Origin of the sequence: Streptomyces sp. NPDC127068, from assembly GCF_042724695.1 — a bacterium.
Lineage (GTDB): Bacteria > Actinomycetota > Actinomycetes > Streptomycetales > Streptomycetaceae > Streptomyces.
The window spans coordinates 43127-60616 of record NZ_JBHXEN010000051.1 but is presented as its reverse complement, the minus strand read 5'-3'; the positions used below and the strand labels follow the sequence as shown (position 1 = coordinate 60616).

The window sequence follows — 17490 nt, the reverse complement described above, 5'->3', positions numbered from 1 at the left end:
GCCAGCGCGGCGACAGCCCGATGTTCATCCCGCTCATGAAGGCCCTGAACATAGCCCGCACCGGAGCCGGGCGCCCCCGCACCCGACCGGACCGGGCCTGCGGCGACAAGGCGTACTCCAGCCACGCCAACCGCGGCTACCTGCGCAAACGCGGGATCAAGGCAACGATCGCCCAGCCGGACGACCAACGCGCGAAACGCCGCCGCCGTGGCCGGGCCGGCGGCCGCCCGCCAGCCTTCGACCGCGAGCAGTACCGCCAACGCAACACCGTCGAACGCTGCATCGGCAAGCTGAAACAGCACCGGGCCGTCGCGACCCGGTACGACAAACGCGACTACATCTTCAACGGCACCCTGGCCACAGCAGCCATCGTGATCTGGCTCCGCGACCTCATCAAAGAGCCACCAGACACTGCCTAGACGAGTTTCACGCCGTCGTGGGCGCGGACGGCCGGCGGGGACGCCGCGTCGAGTGCGTCCAGGACGCGGATCGCGTACGCCTCGTCGGTGAGTTGGAGCACTTCTTCGCGGGTGGCCCAGCGCAGTGCGCGGGTCTCGTCCCCGACGGTGGGCGTGCCGTCGGCAGCCTCGCAGCGGAAGACCAGCGAGACGATCAGACCCGTCATGTTCTTGTAGACGCCGGTGAGGGTCGCGGGCAGGGCGATTTTGATGCCGGTCTCTTCGAGCACTTCGCGCCGGAGCGCTTCGGGCAGGGTTTCGTCCCGTTCGACGATGCCGCCCGGCGGTTCCCAGCGGCCGTTGTCGCGGCGCTGGATCAGGAGGGCTCGGCCGCGGTGGTCCACGACAACTCCGGCCACACTCACGGAGTGTGGGCGTTCTGTGCTCACGTTCCTCGGCCCTCCCGGATGGCTAGGCTCGCCACCGTAGCAACACCACTCACCCACTCGTCTAGACACCTAAAGGAGTACATGTGAGCCCCGACCCCTCGGGTCTGCTCGGTGACCTCGACCCCACGAGTGATCGTGCGGTCTTCCGGCAGATCGCCGACCAACTGCGTGACGCCATCGATCGCGGACGGTTCCGGGAGGGCGAGAAGCTGCCTTCGGAGGCCGAGTTGGTGGAGCACTACGGGGTGTCCCGGATGACGGTCCGGAACTCCTTCTCCGTCCTCCAGGGTGAGGGCCTGGTGCATGCCCAGCACGGCAAGGGCGTCTTCGTGCGGCCCAGGCCCGCCGTTCGGCGACTCGCGTCCGACCGGTTCGCCCGCCGCCACCGCGAGCAGGGCAGGTCCGCGTTCCTGGTCGAGGCCGACGCAGCGGGCGGTCACCCCCAGGTGGACAGCTTGGAGATCAAGGAGGAGAAGGCCGACCAGGACGTCTCCACCCGGCTCGGCTCCGTACGGCGGGTGCTCGCCCGCCGTCGCCGCTACCTCCTCGACGGACGCCCGGTCGAGCTCGCCACCTCCTACCTGCCGCTCGACATCGCCCGCGGCACGCCCATCGCGGAACCGAACCCCGGTCCCGGCGGGATCTACGCCCGCCTCGAAGACCTCGGCCACCGGCTCGACCACTTCGAGGAGGAGCTCCGCGCCAGGATGCCCTCGCCCACCGAGGTCAAGGCGCTGCGCTTGGCGACCGGTGTGCCCGTGATCCACCTCGTCCGGACCGCCTTCGACTCGGCGGGTCGCGCCGTCGAGGTCTGCGACACGGTCATGGCCGCGGACGCGTACGTGCTGTCGTACCGGCTCCCGGCGACCTGAGCGGCTGCATCGGGCGTGGCTGCACTAGTCACAGGGCGCAGACAAGCCCCCCCACCAGCGGACAACCCGCAGGTGGGGGGCTCGAACAGCTCGGGTTACTTCTTCTTGCCCTGGTTCTTGACCGCCTCGATGGCCGCCGCAGCCGCGTCCGGGTCGAGGTAGGTGCCGCCCGGGTTGAGGGGCTTGAGGTCGGCGCCCAGCTCGTAGGAGAGCGGGATGCCGGTCGGGATGTTGAGGCCCGCGATGTCCGCGTCGGAGACGCCGTCCAGGTGCTTGACGAGCGCGCGCAGGCTGTTGCCGTGCGCGGCGACGAGGACCGTGCGACCGGTCAGCAGGTCCGGGACGATGCCGTCGTACCAGTACGGGAGCATCCGCTCGACGACGTCCTTCAGGCACTCCGTGCGGGGCCGCAGCTCCGGCGGGATCGTCGCGTAGCGCGGGTCACCGCTCTGCGAGTACTCGGTGCCGTCCGCCAGCGCGGGCGGCGGCGTGTCGTACGAGCGGCGCCACAGCATGAACTGCTCGTCGCCGAACTCGGCGAGGACCTGCGCCTTGTCCTTGCCCTGGAGCGCACCGTAGTGCCGCTCGTTCAGGCGCCAGCTGCGGTGCACCGGGATCCAGTGGCGGTCGGCCGCCTCCAGCGAGAGCTGGGCGGTGCGGATCGCGCGCTTCTGGAGCGAGGTGTGCACGACGTCGGGCAGCAGGCCGGCGTCCTTCAGCAGCTCACCGCCGCGGACCGCCTCCTTCTCGCCCTTCTCGGTCAGGTTGACGTCCACCCAGCCGGTGAACAGGTTCTTCGCGTTCCACTCGCTCTCGCCGTGGCGGAGGAGGATCAGCTTGTACGGTGCGTCGGCCATGCCCCGAGCGTAATCGAACCCCTGCGCCCGCCGCGCGCCCGGTCCGGCTCCTGATACGTCCCCCCGGCCACCCCGGCCGCGGACGTGCCGCCCCCGCCCCGACCCCGTCGATTGACGGTCCCCGTCAATTCACTGGTGCACTTCCACACCTCGTGCGTAATGTCTGCTTGCGCGTTTCACTACTTACATGGGCACGGGGTGCCGAGGGGGGTCTGCATGTCCGCGGGCGGTGCCAAGAGCGGCAGAGGCAACGGAAGCACCAGAAGCACCGGAAACGATGGGACCGGTAAGGGCCGGGTGGGGGCCGGGCCGGCCGTCCGGCGTGCGCTGCGGGAGACCGTCTCCGGGCTGCCCCCCGCCTTCTGGTGGTTGTGGACCAGCACCTTGGTCAACCGCCTCGGCGGGTTCGTCGCCACCTTCATGGCCCTGTACCTGACCCTGGACCGGGGCTACTCCGCGTCGTTCGCCGGGCTCGTCGCCGCGCTGTACGGGCTCGGCGGCGTCATCTCGGCGCTCGCCGGCGGGGTCATGGCGGACCGGTTCGGCCGCCGTCCCACCCTGCTGATCGCGCAGACCTCCACGGCCTTCTCCGTCGCCGCGCTGGGATTCGTCCAGCACCCGGTGGCCATCGCCGCCGTCGCCTTCCTCGTCGGCGCCGCCAGCAACGCTTCGCGTCCCGCCGTGCAGGCCATGATCGCCGACATCATCCGCCCCGAGGACCGGGTCAGGGCCTTTTCGCTCAACTACTGGGCGATCAACCTGGGCTTCGCGATCTCCACCATCGCGGCGGGGTTCATCGCCGAGTACAGCTATGTCGCCGGGTTCCTCGGCGAGGGGATCATGACGCTGGCGTGCGCGATCGTCGTCTTCGTGAAGCTGCCGGAGTCCCGTCCGGTGCGCACCCGGCGGGAACGCGAGGCCGAGCCGGACGTCCGGCTCGGGACGGTCCTGCGGGACGGGCGGTTCATGGGCGTGGTCGGGCTGTCGTTCCTGGTCTCGCTGATCTTCATGCAGAGCACGGTGGGCCTGCCGATCGCGATGGGTGACGCCGGGCTCAGCCCCGCGGAGTTCGGTCTCGCGATGTCGGTGAACGGCGTCCTGATCGTGGTCCTCCAGATCCCCGTCACCCGCTTCATCGAGCACCGCGATCCGCGGATGCTGCTGATCGTCTCCTCGCTGGTCGTGGGTTTCGGCTTCGGGCTCACCGCGTTCGCCGGCTCGGTCGCCGTCCTCGCCCTGACCATCTGCGTCTGGACCCTCGCGGAGATCGTCAACGCGCCGACCCAGACGGGTCTGGTCGTCCGCCTCTCGCCGCCCCACGGGCGGGGCCGCTACCAGGGCATGTACACGTTGTCCTGGGCCGTCGCGAGCCTGATCGCCCCGCTGATGTCCGGCTTCGTGATCGACAGGTTCGGTGCGGACTGGCTCTGGGGGAGCTGCGCCGTCCTCGGTGTCATCGCCGCGTTCGGGTACGGGGCCCTGATGCGGGGCCTCCCGCCGGCGCAGGGACCGAGCGCCGGGCCCGAGCCCGTGGCCACCGGCACCCCCGGCGCGGAGAAGGACGCCAGCGCGGAGAAGGGCGCGGAGGTCTCCGAGGGGCGCGCGCCGGTCGCCTGAGCCCCCGCGCACCCCTAGCCCACGCCCCCGGGGACCAGGACCCGGTCCGTCACCCCGGGCCTCGCCGTCTCGTACGGCGTCTCCCGCGGCAGCAACCGTTCCGCCTCCTCCGGGCGCCCCGCCCGTACGTGCGCACGGACCTCGTGGGCCAGCGCGGTGACGTCCCGGACGGAGACGATCCACTCGTCCGCGTACCGGTGCGCCGCCTCGCCCGACAGGCCGAGTTGGAGCGCCCGGTGCGGGAGCGGGCGCAGGTGCAGGTCCCGTTCCGGGTCCCACTGCACCCGGGCCGGCGCCCGCTTCAGTTCGCGCCGCCACGCGTCCTGGTCCGCGTGCAGCGCGGGTACGTAGTGCGACACGCACGCGTGCCCGAGCGCCCACTCGAAGCCCTCGCGGGTGATCTCCACGGCCAGTACGGTCTGTTGGCCCTCGGCGCTGCCCCAGTCGGAGCGGTACATCATCCACAGGAACGAGGGCTTGATCCAGGTCATCCGGTCCCGCTTCCAGGCCGCCGGGAACCGGCCGTCCCGGGCGGTCGGCACGCCGATGGCCGGCGCGTACGCCTGATACACCGTCAGGGACCCGGGGGTCTGTGCGGCGCGGATCTCGTGGCGGGGGTGCTCCGGTCGTTCGTGCTCTCGTTCCATGCGCTCAGCGTGCGTGACCGTGCGGCCCCTCGGCCACCGGTTTTGTGCCCCCGGCCACCGGTGCTGTCGCCGCGGCCGGGCGGGGACGGTCGCGCAGGCGCCGTACGGCGAGCAGTCCGCCGACCCCGGGTATCAGCGCCCGCCACCGGGCGCCCACCGCATCGGCCCCCCGGATCGACCAGGCGGTCGCGATGGCGACGAGGTACGCGGTGCCGTGGAGCGGGCCGAGCAGCGAGGAGACGGGCTGCGCGTGCCAGGTTGCCAGGTTGAGCAACAGGGCGACCAGGGAGACGGCTTCGACGTGCGCGGCGACGCGCAGGGCCCGCACGGTCTCACGCCCCCGTGGTGGAGCCGGGGCGGACGATCATGAGGACCACGACGACCGTCCACAGCAGGTTGAAGACCCCGGTCGTCATCGCCAGTCGAGCCTTTGACGGCGGGGCCGTCGCGGGCGGTTGCCCCGGGGATGCCGTCCCGTCCCCGAGCGCCGCGAGCGCCCGTTCCTGGTCGGGCAGGACGGTCACGATCAGTACGACCGCGGCGATCGAGGTCAGGACGACCGACGCGATCAGCCAGGCGTCGGTGAGCACGCCGAGCTGGGCGCCGGTGGCGAATCCGAAGACCGGAACCGCGACCCCGGCCAACGAGTAGCGACGGCATATGCCGTGCAGGAACTCGGCGAACTCGGGCCCCCGCCCGGACGGTTCGCGTGCGGACCCCGTTCCCGGGCCGGACGGTTCCGGGTCGACCGGGGCGCGACTCGCGTAGCGCGGGAACAGCGAGGCGGTCACGGCGACCGGCCCCACCGTGAGGATCGCCGCGAGGACGTGAATGGACAGCAGCAGCTTGGTCACTGCGCTCCTCCAGAAGCCGAAGTGGGAGATGTCGAGTAGGGAGTCCGAACGAGAAGGCGAGAGGCGAGAGGGAGTGAGACAGCGAGGGAGCGAGAGGGATATGTTGGCTGCCAATACATAGCACGCCTACGGGTTCTTATGTAGGCTGCCTACCTATGAGAAAGGCGGGCCCATGAAGGCAGACGCGGTACGAGGCCACCTGGACGGGCTGCTGCTCGCCGTGCTCGAACCGGGCCCCCTGCACGGCTACGCGATCATCGCCGCGGTCCAACAGCGCAGCGGCGGCGCACTCGACCTGCGCACCGGCACCATCTACCCCGCGCTGAACCGGCTGGAACGGCTGGGCCTGCTGAGCAGCGCCTGGGAGTCGGTCGGCGAACGGCGACGACGCAGCTACGCGCTCACCGACGCCGGGCGCAACGGCCTGGCCAGCGAACGGACGGCGTGGCGCGAGTTCACGGCGGCGATCGGCTCGGTCCTCGACCCCGTAGCCCCGCCGCGGGCCGCGACATGAGCGCCGCCGCGGCACCCGACCTGAGCGTCACCGGTCAGCGGGGCACCGACCCCGTCGACGAGTACGTCACGACCCTCGCGGCGGCCCTGCGCGGCCCGGCCCGGGTCAAGCAGCGGCTGGTCGAGGAGATACGCGACGGTCTCGCGGACACGGTGGCGGTGTACGCGGACGGAGGCATGTCCCGGGACCGCGCCGCCCGGCAGGCGGTGCACGAGTTCGGGACCCCCGAGGAACTCGTGCCGAGCTGCCAGCGGGAACTGACCATCGCCCAGGCCCGGCACACCGCCCGGAGGGTCGCGCTGACCAGCCCCTTCCTGGTCGCCTGCTGGTACCTGGTCCGGAACGCCTGGACCAGCTGGACCGACGCGGGCCAGGAGGGCCCGGCGCTGCACGTGGCCCAGTTGCTCGCCTTCCACCTGGCCACGGTCGCGGGCGCGGGGGCACTGCTGGCCGCGGCGCTGTTGGCCGCCACGGGAGCCCTCGCCCGGTGGCTGCCCACCCCGGACCGGCTGCCCGCCGTGGTCGCCTGGGCCGGCACCACCGCGAGCGCGGCCATGGCCGTCGCCACGGTCACGCTCGCCGTCGCCGCCCTGCTGGCCGCGCAGTGGACGCTGATCGCCCTCGCCGGCGCCCTGGCAGCGGTCTCGCACGCGGTGATGGCGCCCTCGGTGCGCGCCTGCCGCAGATGCGCCCGGCTGCCGGTCGGCTGACCCCGCGCCCCCCCCGTCAGACCAGGGCCCGGGCCTCCTCCACCGAGGGCACCCGCCCCAGCGTCCCCTCGTGCAGGTCACCGAAGACCTCGATGCGGATCGACTGGTCGATCCCGCCCACCGGCACCGGGTCGAACCCGGCCGCCCGGATCAGCCGGGCGACCTCCTCGCCGGCGCCCTGGTCGTCCGTCGCGAAGAACCCGGCGCCCCGCTCCGGCTCCCGGCGCGCCTCGGACTCCAGGGAGGGCGCCAACAGCGTGCCGAACGCCTTGACCGGACGGGCGCCCGCCGGCAGCAGCCCCGCGATGATCACCCCCGCGGACTGGTCCGCGGGGATGGTCTTGGAGAAGGTGCCCTGGTCGTCCACGGCGATCGGGTTGGACGGGTCCACGACGACCTTGCCGGCCAGCCGGTCGCCGTACTGCGCGATCAGCTCCTTGATCGTGTCGAACCAGACCGCGAGGACCAGGACGTCGGCCATCTCCACCGCCTGGTCGACGGTGGTGGCCGTCGCCCGTTCGCCGAGCCGGTCGGCCAGTTCCCTGGTGCGGTCCAGATCGCGCGACGCGAGCAGTACGGATTCGCCGCCCGCCGTCAGGTCGGCCGCCAGCCGGGAGCCGATCGCGCCGGTACCGATGATCGCTGTGGTCACGTCCTCGCCCTTCGCCGTCACCGGTGGCCCGGTAGCCGTTGCCCCCGGGCCAGTACAGCAGCGCCCCACCGTCCGGGCACCGCGGACGGCCCCGCACGGGTGACCCCGCGCAGCGCGCCCCTGTCGGTGCGTCCTGCTGGGGGTGCGCTGTTCCGCGGGGTGCGTCCCGGTGTTGCGCAGTTCCCCGCGCCCCTGTCCATCGGGCTGCACGTCCGCTCGCAGGGCGCCCCGTCAGGGGCGCGGGGAACTGCGCGAGCAACGACGACGCACCCGCACGGGTCAGCGCACCCTCAGCGGGACGCACCGAAAGGGGCCCGGCGGCCCGCCGCCCACCGCGCCCGCCGCAGCAGCCCGGAATACGATGAGGAGGTCTCCCCGCAGCGGAAGGGGGCCCGTCATGGCGCCCCGGCACCTTTCGGAGGCGGCGCTCGCCGATCTCCGGCGACAGTTCGCGGGCACCGTCATCACCCCGGACGACCAGGGGTACGACGAGGCCCGCGCCCTCTACAACGGCATGATCGACCGGCGCCCCGCCGTCATCGCCCAGTGCGACGGCACCGCCGACGTCGCCGCGGCCGTCCGGACGGCCCGCGAGGCCGACCTGCCGATCGCCGTGCGCGGCGGCGGCCACGGCGTGGCCGGCACGGCGTCCGTGGACGACGGGCTCGTCGTCGACCTGCGTCCGATGCGCGGCGTCCGGGTCGACCCGGACGCCCGCACCGCCCGGATCGGGGGCGGCGCCACGATCGGCGACCTCGACCGGGCGACCCAGCCGCACGGCCTCGCCACCACCGGCGGCCGGGCCTCGACCACCGGGGTCGGCGGCTTCACCCTCGGCGGGGGATCGGGCTGGCTGGAGCGGAAGTTCGGCATCGCCGGCGACAACCTCGCGGCCGTGGAGGTCGTGACCGCCGACGGCCGCACCGTCCTCGCGAGCCCGGAGCACGAGCCGGAACTGTTCTGGGCGCTGCACGGCGGCGGCGGCAACTTCGGCGTGGCCACCGAGATCACCCTGCGACTGCACCCGCTGCCCGCGTTCTCCATGGTCCTGCTGCTGTTCCTGCCCGAACGCTCCGACGAGGTCCTCCCGATCTACCGGGACGTCATGGACACGGCCCCGGACGAGGCGGGCGGGGCGCTCATCTACCTCACCGGACCGCCGGCCCCCTTCGTGCCGGAGCACCTGGTGGGCCGGCTGCTGTGCGGGGTGCTGGTGACGTACGCCGGCCCGCTGGCCGAAGCGCGCCAGGTGGCGGCCCCGCTACTGGCGCTGGAACGGGCGGCCGAACTCATCACCGACATCCCGTACGCCGACCTCCAGTGCATGTTGGACGACCCGCCGGCGCTGCGGAACTACTGGTCCGCCGAGTACCTGACGGCGCTCCCGGACGACGCGCTGCGCGTGTTCCGGTCGCTGGCGGACACGATGCCGGTGCCGACGAACTCCCAGCACATCGTCTTCCCCATGGGCGGCGCGGTGGCGCGGGAGGCCGGGGACTGGCCGATGCCCTGGCGGTCCTCGCCGTGGGCGGTGCACCCGTTCGGGGTGTGGGAGGACCCGGCGGACGACGACCGGGCCCGCGACTGGGTCCGGGACGTGCGCGCCGCGATGCGTCCCTGGGCGCGGGACTCGGTGTACCTCAACTTCATCGGTTTCGAGGGGGAGGAACGGGTCGTCGCCTCGTTCGGCGAGGCCAACTACCGCAGGCTCGCCCAGGTCAAGGCCCGGTTCGACCCGGACAACGTCTTCCGGCTCAACCACAACATCCGCCCGGCGGCGGCCTGAGCCCCGTCGCAGGGCGCCTCAGCCGGGCGGCCGCAGCAACCCGTACGCCCGTTCCAGCCCCGCCCCGAAGCCGACGGTCCCGAGGTCCACGAACGGGTCACCCGAGCGTTCGCACGCTTCCCCGAGGGCCCGGCTGCGGTCCCGCACCCGGGCGGCGACCGCCTCGTACGTCGCGGGGTCGGCGCCGGTCAACCACTGCGGGTCGCGGCGCAGTTCGGCCGCCGGCAGGGCGGTGTTGCCGAGGAACACGGCGGACACCGGCAGCCCCGCGGCGCGGATCTCGGCCAGGGCTCCGGGCGTCACCACGTCGCCCTCGACCACGTACCCGTCCCACGGGTCGTCGTGGTCGACGCCGTCGCCGATCGCGCGCACGAACTCCACCAGGAACGGCCGTGCCGCCGCGGCCTTCCGGTCGTGCTCCCCGTGCCGTACGCCCAGCGCGGGCGCGGCGTGCTGGAGCATCGAGACGAGGGCGTCCGCCGGGCAGTGGGGCAGCCCGTCCCGTTCGCCCAGCATCGCCGCCAGGGTGCTCTTGCCCACCCGGGGCGGGCCACCGATCAACAGGATCATCCATCGACGCTAGGGCCCGAACTACCGTCCCCGCCAACGGGTTTCGCCGGATCCGGCCCGCGCTCCGCCCCCGTCACCCGGGTGCCCGGATGGGCCAGCGCGCACAGGAACGCCACCGCCAGCGCGAGGGCCATCCCGGCGAACACCCACTGGTTGGCCTCCGCGAAGTCCACCCGGATCGCCTGCTGCACCTCCCGCAGCACCTTCGCCACGGGCCCCGTGCCGGCGGGTTCGTGCTGGCCGCCCTGGCCGGCCACCGACTGGGCGACCCGCTGCGCCGCGTCGTGCGCCAGGTCCGCGGGCAAGCCCCGTGAACGCAGCGTCTCGGCGACCCGGCTCACCGTCTCGTGGCTGAGGACCGTACCGAAGACGGCGAGACCGAGCGCCGCCGCGTAGTTGCGCACCGTCTGCGTGATGCCGGTGACCTCACCGTACGAGGCGTCGATGGCCCGGTTCACGGCGTCCGTCGACGCCGGCGCCAACAGGAACCCGATGCCCGCGCCGGAGAGGACCACGTACGGCCACTGCTCGGCGAACGACAGGTCCGGCATCCGCGCCGCCCACAGCGCGAACCCGGCCGCGCCGAGCGCCGAACCGAGCAGGATCGCCGGACGGGCGCCCCGGGTGTCCAGGACCCGCCCGCCGATCTGGGACGCGACCACGAACCCGATGAAGAAGTACAGCAGGTACAGCGCCGCCTCGTTCGGGCTCTTGCCGAGCGACACCTGTGCGTACACCGAGGCGAAGAAGAACATCGGGACGAAGGCGAGCATCGCGAAGAACAGCACCGCGTTGTCGACCAGGAACGCCCGGTCGCGGAAGACCCGTAGCAGGATCAACGGCCGTTCCGGGAAGCGGAGTTCGTACCAGCCGAACACCACGAGCAGGGCGAACCCGAGCGCGACGCACAGCCAGGTCGCCACCGAACCCCACCCCCACACCGCGGCCTGCTGGAGCCCCAGCACGCTCAGCCCCATGCCGCCCGCGATCAGCAACGCACCGGGGACGTCGAGCCGTTCGCGACGGACCTCGTCGGGGATGCGGGCCAGCAGGGTCAGCACGATGGCGATGACGGCGATGGGGACGTTGACCCAGAAGATCGCCCGCCAGGTCCACGCGGTCAGCCAGCCGCCGAGCAGCGGTCCGAGCGCGGTGAGCCCGCCCGCCACGCCGAAGAACAGGGCGAGCGCCCGGCCGCGCCGTTCGACCGGGAACACCGCGACGACCACGGCGAGCGCCGCCGGGAACATCAGCGCCGCCCCCACCCCCTGGGTGGCCCGGAAGACGATCATCCAGGTCTGTGCCGCGCCACCGGTCGGGACGCAGCCGCACAGGACGGACGACACGACGAACACCAGCGTGCCGACCAGCATGGTCCGACGGCGCCCGAAGAGGTCGGCGAGCCGTCCGCCGAGCGCGAAGAACGCCGCCAGCGCGAGCAGGTAGGCGTTCACCACCCAGCGGATGCCCGAGGAGGACAGCCCCAGCTCGTCGGTGATCTCCGGGGCGGCGATGGCCACGATCGTCTGGTCGATGAAGGTCATCGAGACGGCGAACATCATCGCCGCGAGGGCCAGGGTCTGGTTCGGGGCACCCGGGTCGGGGCCGGGCGGACGGGCCGAGGAACCACCCCCGCCGGGCGAAATGCCGCTCATGCGAGGATCTTCCCCCGGGGTGGCGAGGGGCGCACGCGCAGCGCGCCATCTGCCGGCCCGCCCCGCGTACGCGCCGGAGCGCCGGGACCGGGGGAACCAGTGACCCGTGGGCCGCACGGGAAACGCGCCGGCCCTCCGAAGAGGACCGGCGCGCCCCTGGTGCAACCCCCGGGCGGACCGGGGCTAGAACAGCAGGTTGTACTGGTTGAAGCCGGAGCCCAGCGAGACCCGCGTGCCGAACAGCGACGAGGACGCCTTGCCGGTGCCCGGGTAGAGCCACAGCTTGCCGCCGGAGTCCCGCGCCAGGACGTCGGCGATGCCGTCACCGGTCATGTCGCCGTTGCCCACCAGAGCGGTGAACTTCCAGTTGCTGCGGGCCTTGATCTTCGCTGCGAACGGCGCGGACGCCTTGCCGGTGCCGCGGTACAGCCACACGGTGTTGGCCTTGTCCCGCACCAGCAGGTCGGCCTTGCCGTCGTTCGTCAGGTCGCCCCGGCCGAAGAGCTTGGCACCCTTCCACGCCCCGTTGACGACCTTCTTCTTGCTGCCGAACGCGCCGTTGCCCTTGCCCGGGTAGAGGTGGGCGTTGCCCGATCCGTCCGTCGTGATCAGGTCCGGCCACCCGTCGCCCGTGAAGTCGCCGGGCGCCGCGTACGACTTCGAACCGCCGCCGACCGACGTCACCGGCTGCCAGGCCCAGGCCGCGCTGGAGGTGGTCGCGTTGCGCACGTACCGGCGGTGCAGCTTGCCGTCGTTCTTGTCCCGGACCAGCAGGTCCAGGTGACCGTCACGGTCGAAGTCGCTCTGGAGGCCCCAGCTCAGGGCTTCCCAGCCAGAGCCCGAGGCGGTGCGAGCGGCCAGCGAACGGCCCTTGCTGTTCATCTGGTAGAGCTTGCCGCCCGCCCCCCGCGCGAGCAGGTCGGTGCGTCCGTCGTAGCTGCGGTCGGCGTCGTCGATGCGACCCTGCGTCGCCCCCGCGTACGTCCTGACCTTCGTGAACACCGGGTACGCGCCCTTGGTGATGCAGCCCTTGACGCCCCACGAGACCACGCCCGCGATCTTGCCGCCGACCACCAGCGGACCGCCCGAGTCACCGTGGCAGGAGCTCTTGGTGCCCGAGTCCCGCCCGGTCGCCGGCTTGCCCGCGCAGTGCATCTCGCCCGCGACGAAGAAGTCCCGGCCGAGCACGCCCCGCATCGCCCGGTCACAGGTGCCGTCGGCGACCATCGGCAGGCTGACCTTGCGCAGCTTCTTCGCCTGCTGGGCGCCCGACCGTCCCGAGGTCAGGCCCCAGCCGTACACGGTGCCGCTGGTGCCGGTCTTGTACAGCGAGCTGTCGCCGGAGGCGGCCGGCCGCAGCCACTTGCCCTTGACGGGACGGTCCAGGGTGATGACCGCGATGTCGTTGCGCAGCGTGCGGTGGTCGTACTTGGCGTGCCGCCACACGCGGTGCACTCCGGCGGCGGTGCCCGCGTTCGGGTCCATCAGCTTGGTCGCGCCGACGAGGGCCACGCCGTTGCGCCGCCAGTCGAGGCCGTACACGCAGTGCGCGGCGGTGAGCACCTTGTTGGGCGCGACGAGGGTGCCGCCGCAGAACGAGCCCTTGCCCGCGGCCTCGTCCCAGTAGCCGAGCTGGACCATCCACGGCGCCGAGGAGATCGTCGTCTCGCTGCCGCCCACGATGAACGGGCTGGGCCCGGTGTCCGCGCCGGGTGCCGGGGCCGCGGTGCGCGCCTGGGCGTCGGCCGGTGCCTTCTCGGCCTCGGCGCCGGCCGCGCCGGCGAGCCGCTCGCGCAGCTCCGCGTTGGTGGCCCGGTCCACGGCGACCGGGGTCGTCGGAGCGGGCGGGGCGGCGTCCGGGGTGCCGGGCGCGGCGGCGGCGGGCAGCGTGGAGCCGCCCGCCAGCAGGCTGATCGAGAGCGCGGCGATGGCCGCGGCCCGCGCGGTGCCGGGTCTGCGGCGCCGGAATCGGGCATGAGTCATTCGGTGTACCCCCCACGGGTGCGGTCGGACGATCTCCCTTGGGGGGTTCTCGCCGAATCTCCGCGAAATCCTGGCGGAGGCCCCCCCTCGGCGGTGCGAGTCTAGGCCCCCCGTGCCCGAACAGGCGATCGGGTACGTCCCCCTGTTCAGGTACGTCCACCCGACGCTGCGCTGTCCCGCGGGGTGCGCTGTCGTTTCGCGCAGTTCCCCGCGCCCCTGATCAGGTGCGTCCACCTGGCAGTGCGCTGCCCTGTGCGGGTGCGCTGGTGTTTTGCGCAGTTCCCCGCGCCCCTAGGAACCACGCACAGGCAGCCCGAATCAGGGGCGCGGGCAACTGCGCGATACCGCAGCGCACCCTGCAGAACAGCGCACCGCCAGGTGATCGCACCGAAGGGGCGCGGGGAACGGCGCGGGCAACCACGACGCACCCGCGGGCCTCGCACCGGCCGGAAGGGCCCGGATCAGGGGCGCGGGGAACTGCGCGATACCGCAGCGCACCCGCACAGGGCAGCGCACCGCCAGGTGGACGTACCCGAAGGGGCGCGGGGAACGGCGCGGGCAACCACCACGCACCGCAGGCGCGAACAACCCCAGACCGCGCCCCGCAAAAGTGCGCTGTTGATGCGCCCACACCCCCCGCAGTCCAATGGACACGAGACGCGAAGCCATCGCGTCCCAGGGAGGGAACCCATGACCGAGTCCCGGAAGCCCGACACCACCGCCCCCGAGCCCGGCCTGCCCCGCCTGACCCTGCTGGGCGCCTGCGGCTGCGGCCCCGGCTGCTCCTGCGGCTGCCAGTCCGGCGGCTCCTGCCAGTGTGGTGGCGGCTGCGGCTAGCCACCCCGCGGGCCCGTGAGCGGGGCCCGAGGACGGCGCCCCCGACGAACGGCGCAACAGCGCAACGGCGCAACAACGCACCGCGCCCCGTACGGGAACACTCCCGTACGGGGCACCCGCTCAGGCCCCTTCGACGGGCGCCGGATTCTGCGTCAGCTCGTCCGCGTGCTCCCCGGTGACCAGGTACACCACCCGCTTCGCCACCGACACCGCGTGATCGGCGAACCGCTCGTAGTAGCGGCCCAGCAGCGTGACGTCCACCGCGGTCTCTATCCCGTGCTTCCACCGGTCGTCGATCAGGTGCTGGAACAGCGTCCGGTGCAGCAGGTCCATCTCGTCGTCGTCCTGCTCCAGCTGCATCGCGAGGTCGACGTCCTTGGTGACGATGACCTCCGCCGCCTTGGCCATCAGCCGCTGCGCGAGCTGCCCCATCTCCAGGATCGTGGCGTGCAGGTCCTGCGGCACCGCCCGGTCGGGGAACCGCAGCCGCGCCAGCTTCGCCACGTGCTGGGCGAGGTCCCCGGACCGCTCCAGGTCGGCGCTCATCCGCAGCGAGGTGACCACGATCCGCAGGTCCGTCGCGACGGGCTGTTGCCGGGCGAGCAGCGCGATCGCCCGGGCCTCCAGGTCGTGCTGGAGATCGTCCACCTTCTGGTCGGCGGCGATCACGTTCTCCGCCAGTTTCAGATCGGAATCGAGCATCGCCGTCGTGGCGCGCCCGATCATCGAACCGACGAGCCGGGCCATCTCGACCAGGTCGTCGCCGATCGAGTCCAGTTCCTCGTGGTACGCGTCACGCATACTGAGTCGTCCCTCTCTCACATCCGCCCGGGGCCTCGGGTACCCGTCGACCCCACGCTCCCACGTTCCGGCCCGGACGCGTCCGGTTCCGGCACCGTGGGTGAATCGGTCCTTTCCCCTCGGTGAACTCTGGGCGACGAGTGTCGTAGCTGACACCGGGATGGCTGTGGACGCTTCCCCGGGCGTGCCTAACCTGGAGACATGGACGTGAACGCGGCGGTCGCCGCAGCAGCAGCGATCGCCGGGGTGCTCACCGGCGTCATCGCCATGCTGGCGTTCCGCTGGAGCGAGCGCGACCTGAAACGTCCGGCCCGCAGCTCCCTGCACACCGAGCCGGTGCTGCCGCCGGGCGTGGACACCGTGCTCTCGGTGCTGCGCTCGTCGGCGGTGGTCCTGGACGAGGCCGACAGCGTCGTCAAGGCCAGCTCGGCGGCGTACGCCCTCGGACTGGTGCGCGGGGGGAAGCTGGCCATCGAGCCGATGCTCCAGATGGCCCGCGACACCCGGCGCGACGGGGAGATACGCCAGGTGGAGCTGGACCTGCCGCGGCGCGGCGCGGGTCGCGGCGGGGAGGCGCTGGCGGTCTCCGCCCGGGTCGCCCCGCTCGGGTCCCGGCTGGTGCTGCTGCTCGTGGAGGACCTCACCGAGGCCCGCCGCATCGAGGCGGTCCGCCGGGACTTCGTCGCCAACGTCAGCCATGAGCTGAAGACCCCGGTCGGCGCGCTGTCGCTGCTGTCCGAGGCGGTCATGGACGCGTCCGACGACCCGGAGGCCGTGGAACGGTTCGCCGGGCGGATGCAGATCGAGGCGACCCGGCTGACCAGCCTGGTCCAGGAACTCATCGACCTCTCGCGGGTCCAGAACGACGATCCGCTGGAGTACGCGGAGCCCGTCCGGGTGGACGACCTGGTGGCGGAGGCGATCGACCGATGTCGTCACCAGGCGAGCACCAAGCAGATCACCATCGCCACCGGCGGCACCGCCGCCCTCCAGATCTGGGGCAACCGCGGACAGCTCGCGGCGGCCCTCGGCAACCTCGTCGAGAACGCCGTGAACTACAGCGCCGCCCGGACCCGGGTGGGCATCGCCGCCCGCCGGGTCACCCACCCCGGCGGCGACCTGATCGAGGTCGCCGTCACCGACCAGGGCATCGGCATCCCCGACCGGGACAAGGAGCGCGTCTTCGAACGCTTCTACCGGGTCGACCCGGCACGTTCCCGTGCCACCGGTGGTACGGGCCTGGGCCTCGCCATCGTCAAGCACGTGGCCGCCTCGCACGGCGGGGAGGTCACCGTGTGGAGCACCGAAGGACAGGGCTCCACGTTCACCCTGCGGCTGCCGGAGGCGGGAGCCCCCCGCGACCGCGCACCCCTGGAGCCCGACCAGGCCCCCGACACCGGCGACCCCGGTGCCGAGGACGACGACCACGGGCAGTCCGGTACATCCGCTTCACCCCCGTACGCACCGCTCCCCTCCCCGGAGGTCCTTCCGTGACCCGAGTGCTCGTCGTCGAGGACGAGGAATCCTTCTCCGACGCCCTGTCGTACATGCTCCGCAAGGAGGGTTTCGAGGTCGCCATCGCGGCCACCGGGCCCGACGGCCTGGACGAGTTCGAACGCAACGGGGCCGACCTGGTCCTGCTGGACCTCATGCTGCCGGGGCTGCCCGGAACCGAGGTCTGTCGCCAACTGCGCAGCCGCTCCAACGTCCCGGTGATCATGGTCACCGCGAAGGACAGCGAGATCGACAAGGTCGTCGGGCTGGAAATAGGAGCCGATGACTACGTCACCAAGCCGTTCTCGTCCCGGGAACTGGTCGCCCGCATCCGGGCCGTGCTGCGCCGCCGCGGCGAGCCCGAGGAGGTCACGCCGGCCGCGCTGGAGGCGGGCCCGGTCCGGATGGACGTGGACCGGCACGTGGTCACGGTGGCCGGCGCGAAGGTGGACCTCCCGCTCAAGGAGTTCGACCTGCTGGAGATGCTGCTGCGCAACGCGGGCCGGGTCCTGACCCGCATGCAGCTGATCGACCGGGTGTGGGGCGCCGACTACGTGGGCGACACCAAGACCCTGGACGTCCACGTCAAGCGGCTGCGGGCGAAGATCGAGCCGGACCCGGGCGCGCCCCGGTACCTGGTCACGGTGCGCGGGCTCGGCTACAAGTTCGAGCCGTAGACCGACCCGCCGGCCCGTACGGGCCGGTGCACGTACGGCGAAGGGGGGGGCCCGCCGGGGGCCCCGCCGTACCCCGGCGGGTTGCCGGACCGCGGTGGGGGGGGCGGCCCCCCCGGG

At 72.6% G+C, this 17490-nt stretch carries 19 protein-coding genes; 9 read left to right on the top strand and 10 right to left on the bottom strand.

Annotated elements, in window-relative coordinates; all coding sequences use genetic code 11:
- On the top strand, positions 1–419 hold a 419-nt coding region (locus tag ACFWIA_RS27510), incomplete at its 5' end, for a transposase (RefSeq protein WP_387009590.1).
- Here ACFWIA_RS27510 and ACFWIA_RS27505 read toward each other — a convergent pair.
- Positions 416–823 (bottom strand): NUDIX hydrolase, encoded by a 408-nt coding sequence (locus tag ACFWIA_RS27505; protein WP_387009600.1) that lies wholly within the window; start codon positions 821–823, stop codon positions 416–418. The genes ACFWIA_RS27510 and ACFWIA_RS27505 overlap by 4 nt on opposite strands.
- A gap of 107 nt (positions 824–930) precedes the next feature.
- Between ACFWIA_RS27505 and ACFWIA_RS27500 the strand changes: the two genes are divergently transcribed.
- Positions 931–1719, top strand: a complete 789-nt coding sequence (locus ACFWIA_RS27500; protein WP_387009588.1) for a GntR family transcriptional regulator — start codon at positions 931–933, stop codon at positions 1717–1719.
- 95 nt (positions 1720–1814) lie between these two features.
- Here the strand turns inward: ACFWIA_RS27500 and ACFWIA_RS27495 are convergent, their stop codons facing one another.
- Positions 1815–2576, bottom strand: coding sequence for a phosphoglyceromutase (locus tag ACFWIA_RS27495; RefSeq protein ID WP_387009586.1), 762 nt, complete (start codon positions 2574–2576; stop codon positions 1815–1817).
- 297 nt (positions 2577–2873) lie between these two features.
- On the opposite strand from ACFWIA_RS27495, the gene ACFWIA_RS27490 reads away from it, so the two are divergent.
- Positions 2874–4193, top strand: coding sequence for an MDR family MFS transporter (locus ACFWIA_RS27490; protein WP_387009584.1), 1320 nt, complete (start codon positions 2874–2876; stop codon positions 4191–4193).
- A gap of 14 nt (positions 4194–4207) precedes the next feature.
- Here ACFWIA_RS27490 and ACFWIA_RS27485 read toward each other — a convergent pair whose 3' ends face one another.
- From ACFWIA_RS27485 to ACFWIA_RS27475, 3 genes are read right to left on the bottom strand one after another with little or no spacing between them, the layout of a single operon-like run.
- Entirely contained in the window at positions 4208–4840 is a 633-nt protein-coding gene (locus tag ACFWIA_RS27485; RefSeq protein ID WP_387009582.1) for a DUF4291 domain-containing protein, read from the bottom strand.
- Between the two features lie 4 nt (positions 4841–4844).
- Positions 4845–5168 carry a hypothetical protein gene (locus ACFWIA_RS27480; RefSeq protein ID WP_387009580.1) on the bottom strand — a complete coding sequence of 108 codons (324 nt, stop codon included), beginning with the start codon at positions 5166–5168 and terminating at the stop codon, positions 4845–4847.
- Positions 5169–5172: 4 nt separating this feature from the next.
- Complete coding sequence (locus tag ACFWIA_RS27475; protein ID WP_387009578.1) at positions 5173–5694, bottom strand: hypothetical protein; 522 nt, start codon at positions 5692–5694, stop codon at positions 5173–5175.
- Between the two features lie 172 nt (positions 5695–5866).
- Between ACFWIA_RS27475 and ACFWIA_RS27470 the strand changes: the two genes are divergently transcribed.
- Positions 5867–6208 carry a PadR family transcriptional regulator gene (locus ACFWIA_RS27470; RefSeq protein WP_387009576.1) on the top strand — a complete coding sequence of 114 codons (342 nt, stop codon included), beginning with the start codon at positions 5867–5869 and terminating at the stop codon, positions 6206–6208.
- Positions 6205–6918, top strand: a complete 714-nt coding sequence (locus ACFWIA_RS27465; protein WP_387009574.1) for a permease prefix domain 1-containing protein — start codon at positions 6205–6207, stop codon at positions 6916–6918. The genes ACFWIA_RS27470 and ACFWIA_RS27465 overlap by 4 nt, the downstream gene beginning before the upstream one ends.
- Before the next feature lie 16 nt (positions 6919–6934).
- On the opposite strand, the gene ACFWIA_RS27460 is transcribed toward ACFWIA_RS27465, so the two are convergent.
- Complete coding sequence (locus ACFWIA_RS27460) at positions 6935–7570, bottom strand: NADPH-dependent F420 reductase (protein ID WP_387009572.1); 636 nt, start codon at positions 7568–7570, stop codon at positions 6935–6937.
- A 397-nt stretch (positions 7571–7967) separates the two neighbouring features.
- On the opposite strand from ACFWIA_RS27460, the gene ACFWIA_RS27455 reads away from it, so the two are divergent.
- Entirely contained in the window at positions 7968–9356 is a 1389-nt protein-coding gene (locus ACFWIA_RS27455) for an FAD-binding oxidoreductase (RefSeq protein ID WP_387009570.1), read from the top strand.
- Between the two features lie 18 nt (positions 9357–9374).
- Here the strand turns inward: ACFWIA_RS27455 and ACFWIA_RS27450 are convergent, their stop codons facing one another.
- The 3 genes from ACFWIA_RS27450 to ACFWIA_RS27440 form a co-directional block, all read right to left on the bottom strand.
- Positions 9375–9926 (bottom strand): hypothetical protein, encoded by a 552-nt coding sequence (locus ACFWIA_RS27450; protein WP_387009568.1) that lies wholly within the window; start codon positions 9924–9926, stop codon positions 9375–9377.
- Positions 9923–11581, bottom strand: a complete 1659-nt coding sequence (locus ACFWIA_RS27445; RefSeq protein ID WP_387009566.1) for an MFS transporter — start codon at positions 11579–11581, stop codon at positions 9923–9925. The genes ACFWIA_RS27450 and ACFWIA_RS27445 overlap by 4 nt, the downstream gene beginning before the upstream one ends.
- 183 nt (positions 11582–11764) lie before the next feature.
- The gene (locus tag ACFWIA_RS27440) at positions 11765–13564 is read right to left on the bottom strand and encodes a trypsin-like serine protease (RefSeq protein WP_387009564.1); all 1800 of its coding nucleotides are present in this window, start codon (positions 13562–13564) and stop codon (positions 11765–11767) included.
- A 690-nt stretch (positions 13565–14254) separates the two neighbouring features.
- Between ACFWIA_RS27440 and ACFWIA_RS27435 the strand changes: the two genes are divergently transcribed.
- Entirely contained in the window at positions 14255–14401 is a 147-nt protein-coding gene (locus ACFWIA_RS27435; RefSeq protein WP_385759289.1) for a hypothetical protein, read from the top strand.
- Positions 14402–14521: 120 nt separating this feature from the next.
- On the opposite strand, the gene phoU is transcribed toward ACFWIA_RS27435, so the two are convergent.
- A complete protein-coding gene (gene phoU, locus ACFWIA_RS27430) occupies positions 14522–15202 on the bottom strand; it encodes a phosphate signaling complex protein PhoU (protein ID WP_385489835.1) in 681 nt (226 codons plus the stop codon).
- A gap of 201 nt (positions 15203–15403) precedes the next feature.
- On the opposite strand from phoU, the gene ACFWIA_RS27425 reads away from it, so the two are divergent.
- Positions 15404–16696, top strand: coding sequence for a sensor histidine kinase (locus ACFWIA_RS27425; protein WP_387009561.1), 1293 nt, complete (start codon positions 15404–15406; stop codon positions 16694–16696).
- Positions 16693–17373, top strand: coding sequence for a response regulator (locus ACFWIA_RS27420; protein ID WP_385489829.1), 681 nt, complete (start codon positions 16693–16695; stop codon positions 17371–17373). The genes ACFWIA_RS27425 and ACFWIA_RS27420 overlap by 4 nt, the downstream gene beginning before the upstream one ends.
- The last annotated feature ends 117 nt before the right edge of the window (positions 17374–17490 follow it).